Origin of the sequence: Kitasatospora sp. GAS1066B (assembly GCF_041262605.1) — a bacterium.
Taxonomy (GTDB): Bacteria; Actinomycetota; Actinomycetes; order Streptomycetales; family Streptomycetaceae; genus Kitasatospora.
In genome coordinates this window covers 35,784-53,245 of sequence record NZ_JBGCCO010000026.1, presented here as the reverse complement: position 1 = coordinate 53,245, position 17,462 = coordinate 35,784, and the positions used below count along the sequence as shown (strand labels likewise).

Here is a 17,462-nt window from a genome sequence, read left to right as displayed (position 1 = left end):
ACTGGATCGAACATTTAATCGACATACACCGAATGCCTTGATCAAGTCAGCCGACTCCTCGATAATTCACTCGAACGTGTGTTTGGCGCAACCTTTCGATAGGTGCTGCCGTTGGGCTGGGCAGGCAAGGGAGAACGCCCGACGAGAGGGGCCGCCGTGAGCACCGTAAAGAGCAGCACCAGCAGTTCCACCGCCATCCAGAACCTCCCGACCACCGTCGCCGACGGCCGCGGCATCCCGCTGCAGGACCGCGCCCAGCACCACGCGGGCCGGGGCGCCACGGACCAGCAGAGCTTGGACCAGAGCATGGATCGCAGCGACAGCCGCCCTCAGACCCCGTCCGGGGGAGCCCCGGGCTACCTCCCCGACCCGAGCATCGAGCACGCCTCGGTGCAGGACGTGCCGATCGGCCTGCCGAACGGCCAGGTCCGCTCGCTGCCGGGCCGCCCGCCGGGCATCCGCACGGACGAGGCCGGGCTGACCGAGCGCCAGCGCCGGGTGATCGACGTGATCCGGGACTCCGTGCAGCGGCGCGGCTACCCGCCGAGCATGCGGGAGATCGGCCAGGCCGTCGGCCTCTCCTCCACCTCCTCGGTGGCGCACCAGCTGATGGCGCTGGAGCGCAAGGGCTTCCTGCGCCGCGACCCGCACCGCCCGCGGGCCTACGAGGTGCGCGGGGTCGAGGTGACCCGGCCGAACACCGCCGAGGCCGCCGGGCGCCCGTCCACCTCCTACGTCCCGCTGGTCGGCCGGATCGCCGCCGGTGGCCCGATCCTGGCCGAGCAGACCGTCGAGGACGTCTTCCCGTTGCCCCGCCAGCTGGTCGGCGAGGGCGAGCTGTTCGCCCTGACCGTGCGCGGCGACTCGATGATCGAGGCCGCGATCTGCGACGGCGACTGGGTCACCGTGCGCCGCCAGCCGGTCGCCGAGAACGGCGACATCGTGGCCGCGATGATCGACGGCGAGGCCACCGTGAAGCGGCTCAAGCGCGAGGACGGCCGGATCTGGCTGATGCCGCACAACCCCGCCTACGAGCCCATCCCGGGCGACAACGCGACCATCCTGGGCAAGGTCGTGGCGGTGCTGCGGCGCCTGTGACCGCGCACCGTGCGCCCGGCGCCGCACGCACGACAACCGAGGGCCCCTACCGACACCCGGCAGGGGCCCTCGCGCTTGACCCGGCCCGGCTGCTCAGCCGGGCTCAGCCACGCTTGTCGACCGGCCTGGGCGGCGGCGCGGACGCCGCGATCGCCGCCAGCGAGCGCCGCACCTGGTTGCGGTCGGTGGTGTACCAGAAGTCCGGCATCGAGGACCGGAAGAAGCCGCCGTACCGGGCGGTGGCCAGTCGCGGATCGAGCACCGCGACCACCCCGCGGTCGTCCGCCGCGCGCACCAGCCGGCCCGCGCCCTGCGCCATCAGCAGCGCGGCATGGGTCGCCGCCACCGCCATGAAGCCGTTGCCGCCCGCCTCCTCGACCGCCTTCTGCCGGGCGCTCATCAGCGGATCGTCCGGGCGCGGGAACGGGATCCGGTCCATCACCACCAGCTGGCAGGCGGAACCCGGCACGTCCACCCCCTGCCAGAGCGAGAGCGTGCCGAACAGGCAGGCCTCCGGATCCGCGGCGAAGGCCCTGATCAACTCGCCCAGGGTGTCCTCGCCCTGCAGCAGGATCGGGAAGTCCAGGCGCTCGCGCAGCTGCTCGGCGGCCGTCTGGGCGGCCCGCATCGAGGAGAAGAGGCCCAGCGTGCGCCCGCCGGCCGCGCCGATCAGCTCGGCCAACTCGTCCAGCATCTGCGGCCGGTCCGGCTCCCGCCCGGGCGGCGGCAGGTGCTTGGCGACGTAGAGGATGCCCTGCTTGGGGTAGGAGAAGGGCGAGCCGACGTCGAGTCCGCGCCAGTACGGTGGGGCGTCCTCGCCCTCGGCCCGCTCCGGCTCGTCGGCCGCCCGCTGGTCCGGCAACCGCCCCTCACCCGGCAGGCCGACCGAGGCGGCCACGCCGTTGAAGTCGCCGCCGAGCTTCAGGGTGGCCGAGGTGAGCACCACCGAGCGCTCCTTGTAGAGGTTCTCCCGCAGCAGCCCGGAGACGCTCATCGGCGCCACCCGCAGCGAGGCGGGGACCAGCCCGTAGCGGTCGTTGCGCTCGATCCAGACCACGTCGTAGGGCGATTCGGAGAGCAGCCGCTCGGTGGTGTCGTGCAGCGTCTCGGCGGCGGCCATCGCCTGCTTGCGCACCGCGTCCTCGTCGGAGAGCCCCTTGTCCCTGGTCTCGCCGAGCGAGGTGATCACCAGCCGGCTGGCGTCCCGGATCGCGGCCACCGCGTAGCCGAGGTACTCGGGCAACTCGTCGACCTTGCCGGGCTGAGCCGTCTCCATCAGACCGTGGTAGCTCTCGGCGGCGGCCTGCAGCGCGTCCACCGCCTTCTCGTTGGCGAGCCGGGCGGCCCGCTTGACGGCCCGGTTGACCGCGCCGACGGTCAGCTCCGCGGTGGCCGCGCCGGTCACCCGGTTCACCAGCTCGTGCGCCTCGTCGATGATCAGCAGCTCGTGCTCGGGCAGCACCGGGGCGCCCTCGATCGCGTCGATCGCCAGCAGCGCGTGGTTGGTGACCACCACGTCCGCGAGCTTGGCCCGCTCCCGGGCCTTCTCCGCGAAGCACTCCTGGCCGTAGGCGCAGCGGCTGGCGCCCAGGCACTCCCGGGAACTGACGGAGAGTTGGGCCCAGGCCTTGTCCGAGACGCCGGGACTCATGTCGTCGCGGTCACCGGTCTCGGTCTCGCCCGCCCAGTCGCGCAGCCGCAGCACGTCCTGGCCGAGCTTGCCGCTCGGGCCGCCGAGGGCCTCGACCGGGTCGAAGAGGCCCTCGCCCTCCTCGCTCGGGGTGCCCTCGTTGGCCCGGTGCAGGCAGAGGTAGTTGGAGCGGCCCTTGAGCATCGCGAAGAGCGGGCGGCGGCGCAGGATCGGCTGCAGCGCCTCCACCGTGCGCGGCAAGTCCCGCTCCACCAGCTGGCGTTGCAGCGCCAGGGTGGCGGTGGCCACCACCACCCGGTCGCCGTGGGCGAGCGCGGGGACCAGGTAGGCGAGGGACTTTCCGGTGCCGGTGCCGGCCTGCACCAGCAGGTGTTCGGCGTGGTCGGTGGCCTCGGCCACCGCCTGGGCCATCTGGATCTGGCCGGGGCGCTCGACTCCGCCGACCGCGGTGACCGCGGCGTGCAGGAGCTCGGGGATGCGGCCGGTGGGTACCGGGCCGGGGCCGGGGTCGTTCGAGCCCTCGGCGGGCAGCAGCTGGGGTGCGGAGTCGTTCGTCATGGCCCTTCCACCCTACGGGGCCGGACTGACAACGCCCTCGCGCGGACCGGGCAACCCGGCCCCGGCGGCCGCCAGCGGGTTGGCCACCCGCCCGTACACGGCCGCGTGCGGGCGCTCGGGCCGGTCCCGGTAGCCGTCCAGCAGCAGCCGGTTGCGGTTCAGGCAGAGCCGGTCGATGGTCGGGGTGAACAGGTCGAAGAGCGCGAACCGCTCGGCCAGCTCGGGAAAACGCGCCTGGTGGGCCAGCACCGCGGCCCGCAGCAGACCCCAGAACTCCGCCTCCGGCAGGGCGAGTCGGCGTTCCAGCAGCGGCGCCAGGTAGCGGTACACGCCGATGAACAGGCCCGCGTGCAGGAACTGGCACAGGCCCGCCGGCGCCTCGCGCAGCAGCACCTCGGCCACCTCGGGCGGCAGCTCGCGCAGTTCGGGCAGGTCCTGGTCGCTGAGGTTGACGTCGTCGACGAAGTCCTTGACCGCCAGCCGGACCGGGACGTCGCGCTCGTCGAAGAGCAGGATCGCGTTCTCGCCGTGCGGGGAGAAGACCGTGCCGTAGCGGTAGAGGAAGTGCAGCAGCGGCGGCAGCATCACGCCGAACAGCCGGGCCGTCCAGTCCCGCACGGAGAGCCCCGAGCGGGCGATCAGCTCCTCGACCAGGGCCCGGCCGTCCGTCCCGGTCTGCAGCAGCGCGGCCAGCGTGCGCCCGCGCTCCCCCGGTTCGAGGTACCCGCCCAACGGTTCGCGCCAGATCGCGCCGAGCAGTTCCTTGTACTGGTAGGGCGCCTCCGGCAGCCGCGCGTAGTAGGGGTGCTCGACGGTGACCGAGGCGACCTCGCCGAGCAGCACCACCCGGCACTCCTCGCGCAGGAAGGGGTCACCGTCGCGCAGCCCGTGGATCCACGCGGTGACCGCCGGCGCGGCCAGCGTGCGCTCGGTCGGCAGCCCGCGCCAGACCAGGGTGTTGAGCACCGAGAGCGGCAGCTTGACGGTGTGCCGCCGCGGACTGGTCACGTTGAAGAAGGAACGGATGGACTGCTGCGGCAGCCGCAGGTCGCGGTCGGCGGGCAGCAGCACGATCCGCCGGTCGGCGACCCAGGGCGCGAAGAGCGGCAGCACCGTCTCGTCCCACTGCCAGGGGTGCACCGGCAGCAGCAGGTAGGCGGCCGGGTCCAGGCCCTGGCCGTGCAGCCGCCCCCGGTAGTGCGCCAGCACCTCGGCGTCCAGCTCCAGCCGGTAGAGCGCCTCGGCCTCGGACAGCTCGCCGACGCCCCGGTACCGGGCCAGGTCGCGGTGGACGGCGAGCCAGCTCAGCGGCTGCAGGGTGCGCGCCTCGGGCGTCCAACGCGCCGCGTCGGCGGCGGAGAAGCCGAGCCGGCCCTTGTTGAGCACCAGCCACGGGTGGCCGCTCTGGCGCCCCTCCAGCCCGGCGTGGTCCAGCTCGGCCAGCTCGGCCGCGCTCAGCGCGCCGGCCGCCAGCCTGACGTCGGCGAGCAGGGTGGCGGTCAGCTCCCGGACCAGGTGACCGCTGGTGTCCCCGGAGAGCCCGAGTAAGGCACGGGCCGCCAGCACGAACTCGAACGGGTCGTCGGTCTTCCGCTCGTCGGCCTGGATCGACTCCGGGTCGACCTGCCAGCTGCCGTACGCCCCGCGCCGGGCCGCGAACCGGTACTCGGGCCCGTCGGGCAGCGCGAGCCGGTAGCCGCCCGGGACGGGCTCGGGGCGCAGCAGCTCCTCGTAGCTGAACTCGGCGAGCAGCTTGGCCAGCAGCGCCCGGCAGGCCGCGCGCCAGCGCGGCTCGGTGAGCGGGTCCTGGGCGAGCGGGTCCTGGGTCAACGGGTCAGCGGCGGGCGGACGGGGCACGGTTCCACTCCTCGGTGAAGGCGGCACCCTGGGCGGGCAGGGCGGCCGGGGCGAAGCTGGTCCAGGCGGTCCTGGCGGGCAGCCGGTGCACCGTGCGGCCGGTGAGCGCGTTGAGGATCACCGCCGCGCGATGGGCGCCGAGGCCGAGGTCCGGGGTCCCGACGCCGTGCGTGTGCAGCTCGGCGTTCTGCACGAACAGGCCGCCGGTCAGCTCCGGCGCGGTGGCCACCCGGTGGTCCAGGTCGACCCGGAACCGGCCCTGCTCGTCCCAGTCGATCAGCTCGGCCAGCGGTTCCAGGGCCGCCGGGCGCCCGGCCCGGTAGCCGGTGGCCAGCACCACGGCGTCGGTGCGGACCACCCGCCGCAGCCCGGAGTCCCGGTGCAGGCAGCGCAGCTCCAGGCCGCCGCAGGGTCCGGGCAGCGCCTCGGTCACCTCGGTGCCGGGGATGATCTCGGCACCGACGGCGCCGATCGGGCGGCCAATGGTCCGCTCGTAGAGCAGGTCGTGGATGTCGGCCAGGGTCTCGGCGCTGGCCGCCTTGTGCAGCTGCCACTGCTCGGCCACCAGCCGGTCGCGGACAGGGGCGGGCAGCGCGTGGAAGTAGCGGGTGTAGTCAGGGGTGAAGTGCTCCAGGCCGAGCTTGGAGTACTCCATCGGGGCCAGTGCCCTGGTCCGGGTGAGCCACCGCAGCCGGGTGCCGTCACCCTCCCGGTCGCGCAGCAGGTCCAGGAAGACCTCGGCGCCGGACTGTCCCGAGCCGACCACGGTGATGTCCCGGGCGCCCGCCAGCCCCGCCCGGCGTTCCAGGTACTCGTCGGAGTGGAAGACGGTGGACCGCCCCGACAGCGCGACGAAGGCCGCCGGCCGGACCGGCTCGGTGCCGACCCCGAGCACCAGGTTGCGGGCCCGCACCCGGCGCTCCCCCGCCGGCCCGCGCAGCGTGGCGGCGAAGGCGCCGTCCGCCCAGGTCACCGCCGTGACCTCGGTGCCGAACCGGCAGCCGGCCAGCCCCTGGGCGGCCCAGCGGCAGTAGTGGTCGTACTCGCGGCGCGGCAGCTGGAACCGCTCGGCGAAGTAGAACGGGAAGAGCCGGTCGTGGGCGCGCAGGTAGTTGAGGAACGACCACGGGTTGGTCGGATCGACCAGCGAGACCAGGTCGGCCAGGAACGGCACCTGCATCCTGGCCCCGTCCACCAGCATGCCGGGGTGCCAGCGGAACTCGGGGCTGCGGTCGCAGAACAGCGCCCGCAGCTGCGGCTGCCGGTCGGCCAGCGCGGCCAGCGAGAGGTTGAACGGGCCGATGCCGACGCCCAGGACGTCGAGTGGCACTCCGGGCGGCGGGTCGAGCTGATCGTCCATCAGGCATCCCTCTCACGCATCATCAGCGCCGCGCGCTTCTCGGGCAGCTCGATCTCTCCCGCGCTGCTGAAGCCGGCCCGGCGAAAGGCCCGCACCGACGGGGTGTTGCGGACGTCGGGCTCGGCGACCACCCGGGGGCTGGTGCGCAGCAGGTGCTCGGCCATCGCGCTGAGCAGCGCGCCGCCCAGGCCCCGGCCGCGGCTCTCCGGCGGGCCCAGCAGCAGGTGCAGGCCGATGTCGCCGGGGTCGGCCCGGTAGTAGCCGGCCAGCCGGTCCTGCTCGACCCGGTAGACCTCCCAGTAGCTCATCGGCACACCGTTCAGCAGGCCGAGCTGCGGAACGCTGCGGCCGTCCCCGTCCAGTTGGGCGCGCACGTGCCGCTCGGTGACCTCGGGCGGCCCGGCCAGCTCCCAGAAGGCGTCCACCACCGGGTCGTTCATCCACCCGGTGATCAGCGGCAGGTCCTCGGGCCGGACGATCCGCAGCCGGAAGGGCCCGGCCGAGGTGGTCAGCACGGTCATCCGGCCGCCACCGGATTGGGGATGGTGACGTAGACGGACTGCGTCTCCACCGGGCCGACCAGCTCGTCCAGCCCGTGCAGGCGGGTGAGCATGTTGGCCTTGCACCGCAGTTCGGCCGTCGCCAGCAGCTGGGCGGGCAGCGTGGAGCCGGTCGCCGTGGCGGCGGGGCCGGCCAGGAACCGGCGCAGCCCGGCCAGTAGCACCCGCTCGTCGGCCAGCCGCTGCGAGCCGAACGCGCCGATCAGGCCGAGGATGTGGTTGATGCCCAGGTAGTAGGCGAACCGCTCGTCGGCCACCGCGTCCTCGACGAAGGTGTCGCTGTGCCGGCCGAGGCCGGGCAGCCGGGCTTCGAGCCGCTCGGCCCGCGAGGCGCGGAAGTAGTAGCCCTGGTTGTCGCGGTACCGGCCGCCGCACGGCCAGCCGTCGGCGTCCAGCAGCACCAGGGTGTTCTGCTGGTGGGCCTCCAGCGCGATGCCGGCCCGCCCGTCCAGCCAGAGCACCGGCAGCACCACGGCGTCCAGGTAGCGCAGGAACCACTCGGCGGCCACGGTCGGCCGCGGACGGCCGCTGCGCCGGGCCAACGAGCGCAGCAGGTCGCCGAGTTCGGACGGCACGGCGCGGGCGGGCTCGCCGAGCGGGCGTTCGGCGACCAGCGCGGCCACGCAGATCGCCCGGTCGGTGTCGGCGAAGGGTTGCTGCCGCAGCACGGTGTCCAGGCCACTGGCACCCTGCTCGCCGATCCCCGGCAGGTCCACCCCGATCCAGGCCGGGTCGCGGACGATGTCGAACCCGGGGTGCGCGGCCCGCCACTCGGCACCCAGCCCGGCCGCCAGCAGCCGGTGCACCTCCAGGCCCCGGTGCAGCTCCTTGCGCAGGTTCTCCCGGCGGGAGTTGGTGATCCGCAGGCCGAGCGAGAGCTTGAGCATCCAGGGGGTGCCGGGACGGAAGACGGTGCGCACCGAGGAGGTCGGGTACCAGGGGGCGCCGTGCCGCCCGAGGTCGTGCAGCGCGCCCTCGGCCAGCAGCCGGGCGATCTGCGGGCGGCGCTCCAGCTCCTGGGCCTGCCACGGGTGCAGCGGCAGTGCGGCGGTGTTCGGCGGCAGCAGGCCAGGGGCGCCGAGCAGTTCGGCGGTCAGCTGCTCGGCGGTGACGTCCAGCGCCGAGCCCGCGGCGAGCAGATCGCGGTCGACGGCGTACCAGTGCAGTGCGAAGGAGCCGCGCAACTCGGGCGAGTACGCCGCGCTCTGGGCGGGCCCGAGGCCGTCGCGGCTCTTCGGATCGGGCTGCAGCGGGTGGCCGAGCAGCAGCGACTGCTCGGCCCGCAGGAAGGCGGAGTCCGGCCCCGGGCCCGGGTGTTCGCGCCGGTACCGCAGCACGTCGGTGGTCCGTCGGACCGAGTCGGCCACCCGCCCGACCATGTCGGCGAGTTGCTCGGGGGCGGGGTGCGCGCCGGTGGAGCGGGCCAGCAGTGCGGCGGCGGTCACCGCGTCCAGCGCCGTGCCGTCGGGCTCGGCCTGATCGGATGCCGGCACGGCTGCGGCCGGAGCCAGCGTGACCGGACCGAACCGGTGCCAGCCGCACGGCGACCAGTACCGCACCTGCGCCAGCAGCCGGGCCGCCCCGCCCAGCACCGGGATCCGCAGCAGGCCGTCCTGGTCCGGGCGGGCGCCGGTCTCCCGGCACCAGCAGCGCAGCAGCCCCTCGACGGCCGCCTGTTCGGCCGCGACCGAGGGATCCTGGTGCAGCAGCGGATCCGACTCGGCCCACTGGTCCAGCTGGCGGGGGACGGTGGCCGGGGCTCCGGTCAGGGCGGTGCTCAAGACTGCTCCTCGGTGCGCGTGGGAGGGCACCGCCGACGCGTACACCCCGGCGGAGGACATCCATCTGGTCCAACGAGCGGGGCGCCGGGGAATCACGCCCCAACCTTCCTGCGGTCACGAATCGATGACTCCCCCTCACCGGAAGCAACCGGGGTGCGGATCCTCCCGTCCTAGCCGCATGGCAGACTCCACAGATGCCCGGCGGCCCGCCCTGGAGCACCGCCGCGATATTCCACCTGGGGGAACTGAACAGATGTCACCGATGAACGGCGGAACCCGCCGACGCACCGCGGCCGCCGGCGCCGTGGCCGCCCTCACCCTCGTCGCGACGGCCGCCTGCGGGTCGAGCGCCACTCCGAAGTCGGCGCCGCCCGCCCCGGTCCGGAGCTCGGCCGCACCGTCCCCGTCGAACGCCCTCACGCTGCCCGGCGGCCTGGGTCTGCCCAGCCTCGACGACCTGAAGCACTGGAAGCTCTCGGACTGGGACACCTGGGCCAAGCAGCACGCGATCCCGCAGGCGGTCAAGGGCATCTGGAACCTGCAGAAGATGCTGCAGGCCAAGCCGAACGACCCGGTCGTCCAGCCGCAGCAGCCCACCAACGGCGGCACCGACCCGCTGCCCGCCCCGATCGCGGCCAAGGCGATGACCCACCCGTACACGCCGAACGCGGTGGACGGCAAGGTCTTCTTCGACGTCAGCGCCTCGGAGCACGCGGTCTGCTCGGCCACCGTGATCTCCGACCCGCAGCACCCGGGCAAGAGCAACCTGATCTGGACGGCCGGGCACTGCATCACCAGCGGGAAGAGCGGCCAGCAGTACAGCAACATCGCCTTCGTCCCGGCGTTCAACAGCTCCGGCGCGGTCAGCGGCGGCCAGCAGCCCACCAGCCAGAGCCAGTTCGCGCCGTTCGGCGTCTGGGACGCCACCGCGGCGATCTCCTCGCCGCAGTGGTACGCCGAGGGCTCCGAGACCGGCGGCCCGGCCAGCCAGTACGACTTCGCGATCATCCGCGTGCAGAACGAGAACAGCGACGGGAAGTCGCTGGAGGAGACGGTCGGCGGTTCGGTCCCGGTCTGGTTCGACGCCCCGCGCGACCAGCTGAAGATCACCGCGGTCGGCTACCCGGCCGCCCCGCCCTTCAACGGCATGGAGATGGAGCGCTGCGAGGGGGGCCAGGCCTCCCGGCTCTCCTTCGACCCCGCCCGCCCGGCGATGGACGTGATCGGCTGCGGCATGACCGCCGGCTCCAGTGGCGGCGGCTGGTTCGCCGTCCACAACGGCAAGCCGGCGCTGGTCAGCAACACCTCGATCGGCCCCGAGCAGAGCGGCTGGCTGGCCGGTCCCTACCTCGACGACGTGGCGCAGAGCGCGCTGGACTACATCAGCAAGAAGAACTGACGCCCCACAGCGAGCCGTGACATGCGAAGGGCCCCGGGAGACCCGGGGCCCTTCGCGTATCGCTCAGTGCTCATCGCGGTGTCGCTCAGTGCTGCACGGCCACCGCGTAGCGCTCCAGCTCGGCGGCCAGCTCGGCCGCCACCTTGGCCCGCAGCAGCGTGCCCTCGCCGGTGTGCTCGGTCTCCAGCAGCTCGCCCTCGGCGTGCACCCGGGAGACCAGGTCGCCCCGGGTGTACGGGACCAGCGCCTGGACCTCGACGGCCGGGCGCGGCAGCTCCTGGTCGATCAGCTTGAGCAGCTCGTCGATCCCCTGGCCGGAGCGGGCCGAGACCACGATGGCGTGCGGCTCGCGGCGCAGCAGCCGCTGCAGCACGTGCGGATCGGCGGCGTCGGCCTTGTTGATCACCACGATCTCCGGCACGTGCTGCGCCTCGACCGAGACGATCACCTCGCGGACCGCCGCGAGCTGGGTCTCCGGCTCGGGGTGCGAGCCGTCCACCACGTGCAGGATCAGGTCGGCGTCGGCGACCTCCTCCATGGTCGAGCGGAAGGCCTCGACCAGGTGGTGCGGCAGGTGCCGGACGAAACCGACCGTGTCGGCCAGCGTGTAGAGCCGCCCGCCGGGGGTGGTGGCCCGGCGCACCGTCGGGTCCAGGGTGGCGAACAGCGCGTTCTCCACCAGGACGCCGGCACCGGTGAGCCGGTTGAGCAGCGAGGACTTGCCGGCGTTGGTGTAACCGGCGATCGCGACCGAGGGCACCTGGTGGCGCTTGCGCTCCTGGCGCTTGGTGTCCCGGCCCTTCTTCATGTCGGCGATCTCCCGGCGGAGCTTCGCCATCTTCTCGCGGATCCGCCGCCGGTCGGTCTCGATCTTGGTCTCACCGGGACCACGGGTGGCCATTCCGCCGCCCGAGGAGCCGGCGCCACCGCCACCCATCTGCCGGGAGAGCGACTGACCCCAGCCGCGCAGGCGCGGCAGCATGTACTGCATCTGCGCCAGCGAGACCTGGGCCTTGCCCTCCCGGGACTTGGCGTGCTGGGCGAAGATGTCGAGGATCAGCGCGGTCCGGTCGACCACCTTGACCTTCACCACGTCCTCGAGGTGGATCAGCTGACCAGGCGTCAGCTCACCGTCGCAGACCACGGTGTCGGCGCCGGTGGCGGCGACGATGTCGCGCAGTTCCTTGGCCTTGCCGGAGCCGATGTAGGTGGCGGCGTCCGGCTTGTCGCGGCGCTGGATCACCCCGTCGAGCACCTGGGAGCCGGCGGTCTCGGCGAGGGCGGCGAGCTCGGCGAGCGAGTTCTCGGCCTCCTCGGCGGTGCCGTCGGTCCAGACGCCCACCAGCACCACGCGCTCCAGGCGCAGCTGGCGGTACTCGACCTCGGTGACGTCCTCGAGCTCGGTGGACAGGCCCGCCACTCGACGGAGCGCTGCGCGCTCGCTGCGGTCGTACTGGTCACCGTCGTAGTTGTGGCCGAAGTCCTCGTCGATCACCGCGAGGTCTTCGTCCATCAGGGCTTCGGCCCGGAGGTCAGCGGGACGGCGAGCGCTGCGGCCGGCGGTCTCGCTGGAAAATTCGCGGTCTTCGAACGTGGAGGTCATCGTGTCCTTAGGGTATCGACAGGCTACGGATCAAGGTTTTTCGGGCTGCCCGTCCACTGCGCTCAACGCGGCGGACCGGTCCCGCATTCCCTTCGATGGTCGCACGGGCCCGGGGGCCTGGTCATCAGCATTTCCGGCCGCCCGGGAGTTCGGCCGCAACCGGGGCGGGCGCGGGGCCTCCAGCCCGGGGCGGCGGACGTCGTAGACCCCGGAGACCCGCAGCATGGCGCGCATCACCACGGGCAGCGTCGCGGCCCTGGGCAGCTCCACCGTGTAGGTGTGCCGGACCCGCAGCTCCTGGGGCGGTTCGACCACCGCGGAGACGATGTCGAGCCCGGTGGCCGACATCGCGGCGGTCAGGTCGGCGAGCAGCCCGGGCCGGTTCAGCGCCTCGGCCTGCAGCGTGACCCGGAACGGCGCCGGCGCCCCGGTGGCCGCCGCACCGGCCTCCGGCGACCAGTCCAGCTGCACCGGGCCGCGCCCCGAGCCGCGCATCCGCTCACCGGTGGGGCAGTCGGTGCGGTGCACCGCGATCGAGCCGCCGCGGATCTGGAAGCCGGTCACCCGGTCCGGCGGCACCGGGGTGCAGCAGCGGGCCAGCCGCACGGCCGCCCCGGGGTGGCCGGGGGCGACCACCAGCCGGCCGTGGCCGCCGGCCGGTCTCGCGGTCGCCGGGCGCTCGACCGCGCCGTGCGGCGCGGGCGGTGCCGACGGCGCGCCCTGGCCGGCCGGGGGCACCTGGGCGGCATCGACGACATGGGCGGCCTCGACGGAAGCGACGGAATCGACGGCATGGACCGCCTGGCCGGCCGGCTCAGGGCGGGCGTGACCGGCCAGCCAGCGCTCGATCGCGATCCGGGCCCCCGGCGTGTGCGCGAACTCCAGCCACTGCGGGCTCGGCCCGGTCGGCTCCGGCCCGCCGGGGCCACCGCCCGGCTCGGTCAGGATGCCCACCACATCGCCGTCCGCCAGCGCGGTGGCCAAGGCCACCAGCCGGCCGTTCACCCGGGCGCCGATACATCGGTGCCCGATCTCCTCGCCGAGCTGGTAGGCGGCGTCGACGCAGCTGGCCCCGACCGGCAGCACCAGGGTGGCGCCCTCCTCGGTGACGGCGGTGATCTCCCCGTCGTCGGACAGGTCGGCGGTCAGGGTCGACCAGAAGGCGTCCGGATCGGGGGTCTCCTGCTGCCACTCCAGCAGCCGGCTGAGCCAGCCGGGGCGGGCCGGGTCGGTGCCGTCCAGCTCGTCGCGCCCGGTCTGGTCCGCGCCGGCCTGGTGCGGACTGCCGAGCGCGACCACGCCGAACTCGGCGATCCGGTGCATCCGGGGCGTGCGGACCAGCACCTCGACCAGCGCGCCGTCCACCGAGACCGCGGTGTGCAGCGACTGGTACAGGTTGAACTTGGGCGCGGCGACGAAGTCCTTGAACTCGCCGGGCAGCGGGGTCCAGCAGGTGTGCAGCTCCCCGAGGACCGCGTAGCAGTCGGCGGTCTCCTCGACCACGACCAGCAGCCGGGCCAGGTCGGCCGGGTGCGGGCGCCCCACCAGGCCGACCGGGCCGCTCGGGCCGCGGCGCAGCAGCGCCCGGTGCACCGAGACGCAGTGCCTGGGTCGCACGGTGACCTCGCCCGACACCCCGGACTCGGCCAGCTGCCGGCGCAGCGCGGCGGCGAACGGGCTGAGCAGCGCGTCCTGGGCGGCCTCCTGGGCGGCGATCAGCGCCCTGGTCCTGGCGTACTCCTCGGGGTGGAGGGTGGCGAAGACGATGTCCTCCAGCTCCGTCTTGACCACCTGGATGCCCAGCCGCTCGGCCAGCGGGATCAGCACGTCCCGGGTGACCTTGGCGATCCTGACCTGGCTGGCCGGCTTCATGTGACGGATCGTCCGCATGTTGTGCAGCCGGTCCGCCAGCTTGATCACCATGACCCGCACGTCGTCGCCGGTGGCGACCAGCATCTTGCGGAACGTTTCCGCCTCCGCCGCCGCACCGAAGTCCACCTTCTCCAGCTTGGTCACGCCGTCCACCAGGTAGGCGACCTCGGGACCGTAGGCGGCGGCGACCTGATCCAGCGTCACCTCGGTGTCCTCGACCGTGTCGTGCAGCAGCGAGGCGACCAGGGTGGTGGTCTCGGCGCCGAGCTGGGCCAGGATCATGGTGACGGCGAGCGGGTGGGTGATGTAGGGCTCGCCGCTCTTGCGCTTCTGGCCCCGGTGGCTCTCCTCGGCCGTCCGGTAGGCGCGGCTGAGCAGCGCGAGGTCGGCCTGCGGATGGTGGCGCCGGTGGGCCTGCACCAGCGGCTCGATCGCGTCCGGCACGGGGGGGCGCCCGGTGGCCAGCAGGGCGGCCCGCCCGGCCCGGCCGAGGGCGGCCCGCCCCAGCAGCCGCCGTCCGGGTGACGGCGACTCAGGTGACGCCGGCTCAGGTGGCGGCGGCACCGGCGAGGGCGCGGAATCGACGGGCGGCGATCCGACCGAGCGCCCCGCGAGGCGACCCGGACCTGTTGACGGAGCCTCAGATGTCCCAGGTGACAGGGCCTGGCCGGTTGGCCGGCCGGTCTCGACAGTCATGGCAACCTCCGGCAGCGAGCACCGGAGCGGCGGCTGCCCCGGTGGTCCATGCTACCGAGCACAACACGTTCCGCGAGGCCCTGCTTCCGCTCTGTCAGGGAGATCACTCGAATGGGCGGATTGAGCTCCACCCGGAACGGGGAAAGGGGCCGCCCACCCCCGTTACCCCACCCCGTGCCCGGCCCCCTGACGGGGCCTCAGAGCCAGCCGGGCTCGAGCACCCCGGCGGCCACGATCACCGCCGCCCCGGTCATCTCGACCCGTCCGTCCGGGTGTTCGGCGATCACCAGCCGCCCGCCGGGCAGGTCCACCGTGATGCTGACCGGCTCACCGGTGACCGCCGGGTCGATCCCGGCCCGCCGGGCCGCGGCCACCGCCACCGCGCAGGCGCCCGTCCCGCAGGAGCGGGTCTCGCCCGAGCCGCGCTCGTGCACCCGCATCGCGACGTGCCGCTCGCCCCGGTCCACCACGAACTCGACGTTGACGCCCTCCGGGTAGGCCCCGGCCGGGCTGACCTCGGGCGCGGTGAACAGGTTGCCGGCCTCGGCGAGATCGGCCACGAAGGCCACCGCGTGCGGGTTGCCCATGTTGACGTTGCGGGCCGGCCAGTGCCGCTCCCCCACCGCCACCTCGATGCCCTCGGTGCCCGGCAGCACCGCCCGGCCCATGTCCACGGTGACCTCACCGGGCGTGCCGTCCGGGCCGTCCTCGGCGATCAGCACCTGCCGCACTCCGGCCCGGGTGGCGACCGCGAGCGGTCCGGGCTTGGCCAGCCCGGCGTGCACCAGGTAGCGGGCGAAGACCCGGACCCCGTTGCCGCACATCTCGGCGATGCTGCCGTCGGCGTTGCGGTAGTCCATGAACCACTCGGCCTCCGCGGCCTGGGCCGCCGCGGCCTCGTCGCGGGCCGAACGGACCACCCGCAGCACACCGTCGGCGCCGATCCCGGCCCGGCGGTCGCAGAGTCGGGCCACCTCGGCCGGACCCAGGCGCAGCGCGCCGTCCAGGTCGGGGAGGATGACGAAGTCGTTCTCGGTGCCGTGGCCCTTGAGGAAGGGCAGGCCCTGCGGGGTCGGTGCGCTCATACTGCGATCGTACTGACCGGGCGCCGGCGGCGATCAGCTGCGCAGCTGAACGACCCGCCAGACGGCGAGGGCGAAGGCCACGCACGCGATCAGGGTGTAGGCGGCGATGGCCTGCCAGGCCGCCCGCCGTCCCGAGCCGCGCCGGGGCAGGCCGGGCCAGGCGTAACCGGCCTTGCGGGCCGCCATCGCGCCCCAGCCCATCGAGGCCGCGGTGAGCAGCAGGCCGAGCATGGCCACCATCGAGCCGCCGTCGCCGGACCCGAAGGCGAGCGGGAAGGCGAACATCAGCGAGCCGACCACCCCGATCAGCACGATCGGCAGCAACTGCCACCAGCGCAGCCGGCGGCGCGGGCGGATCTCGCGTTCGAGGACCGCCTGGTCGGCCGGCGGGCCGAGCGGGAGGTCCGGGTCGGCGGCCAGCAACAGGTCCTCGGCGGACGGCAACGCACCGGCCGTCAGCAGGTCCTCGGGCGCCAGCGCGGTGGGCGACAGCAGCTCGGGGCGCGGCATGGCGAACGCCTCCTCAGCCAGGTCGGTGACCGAGCCGTGGGCGGGCTCCGGCTCGTCGAGGCCGTGCGCCGCCCCGGACAGGTCCAGGGCATGGTGCGGGAACTGCTCGGTTTCGGGGCCGGGACCCGTGGACACGCGGCCTCCCCTGACAGTTCGACACGAGCCGGGACTCGCGAACGGATGGGTCCGGCCCGCGCGACCGGCCCCTCTTGCCTCGATAATGGCATGTCCCAACACGCTTACAGCGCGTAACCCGGGCCGCCGGGTGATCCGTGGCCATGACGTGATCCGGCCGTGATCCCAGCTTCCTCCTGCACCTGCACGTGCGAGCGCAGGTGCACCGGCAGATGGCCGGATCAGGCGGGCCGACCGGCCGGAATCCGCCGTTCAGGCCCCCTGCTCGACCAACTTCAGCGCGCGTTCCAGCAGGTCGGCCGGGTCCGCTCCGGCGGGCCGATCGAGCCAGTGGATCCGGTCGTCCCGGCGGAACCAGGACTCCTGACGGCGCGCGAACCGCTTGGTGGCGCGCGCCGTCTCGGCCCGCGCCTCCTCCTCGGTGCACTCGCCCGCGAAGTGCGCCAGCACCTGTTGGTAACCGAGCGCCCGACCCGCCGTCAGCCCCTCGCGCAACCCGCGCGCCTCCAACGCCCGTACCTCGTCCAGCAATCCGGCCTGCCACATCCGGTCCACCCGCAGGGTGATCCGCTCGTCCAGCTCCGGCCGGGGCACCGCGACACCGATCTGCACCGCGTCGTAGACCGCGGTGTTGCTGGGCAGGTTGGCGGTGAACGGACGGCCGGTCAGCTCGATCACCTCCAGCGCCCGCACGATCCGCCGCCCGTTGCCGACCAGGATGGCGGCCGCGGCCGCCGGGTCGAGCACGGCCAGCCGGGCGTGCAGCGCGGCCGGGCCGTGCTCCGCCAGCTCGTCCTCCAGCCGGCCGCGCACCGCCGGGTCGGTTCCCGGGAAGTCCATCTCGTCGATCGCCGCGCGCACGTACAACCCCGAGCCGCCGACCAGCACCGGGGGGCGCCCGGCGGCCAGCAGCCGGTCGATCTCGGTCCGGGCCAGCCGCTGGTACTCGGCCACGCTGGCGGTCTCGGTGACCTCCCAGATGTCCAGCAGGTGGTGCGGGACACCGGCGCGCTCGGCGAGGGTGAGCTTGGCGGTACCGATGTCCATGCCCCGGTAGAGCTGCATGGAGTCGGTGTTGATCACCTCGCCGCCGAGTGCCTGGGCCAGCGCGACGGCCAGGTCGGACTTGCCGGCCGCGGTCGCGCCGACCACCGAGACCACCGGGATACGGGAAAGAGAGCTGCTCACACCGTCAAGTCTCGCAAAGCGCGGGCCCCCACCCGAACGGGGGACGTGACCGGCCACCGGCCCGCTCGTTCCCCGGATGGGCGGCACCCTGCACCGGCTCGCCGCAGAA

12 protein-coding genes are annotated in these 17,462 nt (G+C 73.8%); 2 read left to right on the top strand and 10 right to left on the bottom strand.

The genetic code is table 11. From position 1 onward, the window contains the following. Positions 1 to 375: 375 nt before the first annotated feature. Positions 376 to 1,098: a transcriptional repressor LexA gene (gene lexA / locus ABH937_RS26735; protein ID WP_280693769.1), complete on the top strand. Its 723-nt coding sequence runs from the start codon at positions 376 to 378 to the stop codon at positions 1,096 to 1,098. Between the two features lie 103 nt (positions 1,099 to 1,201). Here the strand turns inward: lexA and ABH937_RS26730 are convergent, their stop codons facing one another. From ABH937_RS26730 to ABH937_RS26710, 5 genes are read right to left on the bottom strand one after another with little or no spacing between them, the layout of a single operon-like run. After that, a complete protein-coding gene (locus ABH937_RS26730) occupies positions 1,202 to 3,307 on the bottom strand; it encodes an ATP-dependent DNA helicase (protein WP_370219731.1) in 2,106 nt (701 codons plus the stop codon). Positions 3,308 to 3,319: 12 nt separating this feature from the next. After that, entirely contained in the window at positions 3,320 to 5,164 is a 1,845-nt protein-coding gene (locus tag ABH937_RS26725) for an IucA/IucC family siderophore biosynthesis protein (RefSeq protein WP_370146921.1), read from the bottom strand. Further along, complete coding sequence (locus ABH937_RS26720) at positions 5,142 to 6,524, bottom strand: lysine N(6)-hydroxylase/L-ornithine N(5)-oxygenase family protein (RefSeq protein ID WP_370219730.1); 1,383 nt, start codon at positions 6,522 to 6,524, stop codon at positions 5,142 to 5,144. Before ABH937_RS26720 ends, ABH937_RS26725 begins: the two co-directional genes overlap by 23 nt. Beyond that, entirely contained in the window at positions 6,524 to 7,150 is a 627-nt protein-coding gene (locus ABH937_RS26715) for a GNAT family N-acetyltransferase (RefSeq protein WP_280693741.1), read from the bottom strand. The genes ABH937_RS26720 and ABH937_RS26715 overlap by 1 nt, the downstream gene beginning before the upstream one ends. After that, positions 7,042 to 8,925 (bottom strand): IucA/IucC family siderophore biosynthesis protein, encoded by a 1,884-nt coding sequence (locus ABH937_RS26710; protein WP_370219729.1) that lies wholly within the window; start codon positions 8,923 to 8,925, stop codon positions 7,042 to 7,044. Before ABH937_RS26710 ends, ABH937_RS26715 begins: the two co-directional genes overlap by 109 nt. 193 nt (positions 8,926 to 9,118) lie before the next feature. Between ABH937_RS26710 and ABH937_RS26705 the strand changes: the two genes are divergently transcribed. Continuing rightward, complete coding sequence (locus ABH937_RS26705; RefSeq protein WP_370219728.1) at positions 9,119 to 10,264, top strand: serine protease; 1,146 nt, start codon at positions 9,119 to 9,121, stop codon at positions 10,262 to 10,264. An 85-nt stretch (positions 10,265 to 10,349) separates the two neighbouring features. On the opposite strand, the gene hflX is transcribed toward ABH937_RS26705, so the two are convergent. The 5 genes from hflX to miaA form a co-directional block, all read right to left on the bottom strand. Then, entirely contained in the window at positions 10,350 to 11,867 is a 1,518-nt protein-coding gene (hflX, locus tag ABH937_RS26700; RefSeq protein ID WP_370146924.1) for a GTPase HflX, read from the bottom strand. 30 nt (positions 11,868 to 11,897) lie between these two features. Next, positions 11,898 to 14,303, bottom strand: coding sequence for a bifunctional (p)ppGpp synthetase/guanosine-3',5'-bis(diphosphate) 3'-pyrophosphohydrolase (locus tag ABH937_RS26695; RefSeq protein ID WP_370219727.1), 2,406 nt, complete (start codon positions 14,301 to 14,303; stop codon positions 11,898 to 11,900). Between the two features lie 329 nt (positions 14,304 to 14,632). After that, positions 14,633 to 15,520: a diaminopimelate epimerase gene (gene dapF / locus ABH937_RS26690; protein ID WP_280693745.1), complete on the bottom strand. Its 888-nt coding sequence runs from the start codon at positions 15,518 to 15,520 to the stop codon at positions 14,633 to 14,635. A 33-nt stretch (positions 15,521 to 15,553) separates the two neighbouring features. Continuing rightward, positions 15,554 to 16,165: a hypothetical protein gene (locus tag ABH937_RS26685; protein ID WP_370219726.1), complete on the bottom strand. Its 612-nt coding sequence runs from the start codon at positions 16,163 to 16,165 to the stop codon at positions 15,554 to 15,556. 252 nt (positions 16,166 to 16,417) lie between these two features. Continuing rightward, positions 16,418 to 17,353 (bottom strand): tRNA (adenosine(37)-N6)-dimethylallyltransferase MiaA, encoded by a 936-nt coding sequence (gene miaA, locus ABH937_RS26680; RefSeq protein WP_370219725.1) that lies wholly within the window; start codon positions 17,351 to 17,353, stop codon positions 16,418 to 16,420. Positions 17,354 to 17,462 lie beyond the last annotated feature (109 nt).

Bases quoted from the DNA above. Each gene is read 5' to 3' on its own strand.
- ABH937_RS26730 (WP_370219731.1), bottom strand. From the start codon at position 3,307: ATGACGAACGACTCCGCACCCCAGCTGCTGCCCGCCGAGGGCTCGAAC.
- ABH937_RS26720 (WP_370219730.1), bottom strand. From the start codon at position 6,524: ATGGACGATCAGCTCGACCCGCCGCCCGGAGTGCCACTCGACGTCCTG.
- ABH937_RS26710 (WP_370219729.1), bottom strand. From the start codon at position 8,925: ATGTCCTCCGCCGGGGTGTACGCGTCGGCGGTGCCCTCCCACGCGCAC.
- ABH937_RS26705 (WP_370219728.1), top strand. From the start codon at position 9,119: ATGTCACCGATGAACGGCGGAACCCGCCGACGCACCGCGGCCGCCGGC.
- hflX (WP_370146924.1), bottom strand. From the start codon at position 11,867: ATGACCTCCACGTTCGAAGACCGCGAATTTTCCAGCGAGACCGCCGGC.
- dapF (WP_280693745.1), bottom strand. From the start codon at position 15,520: ATGAGCGCACCGACCCCGCAGGGCCTGCCCTTCCTCAAGGGCCACGGC.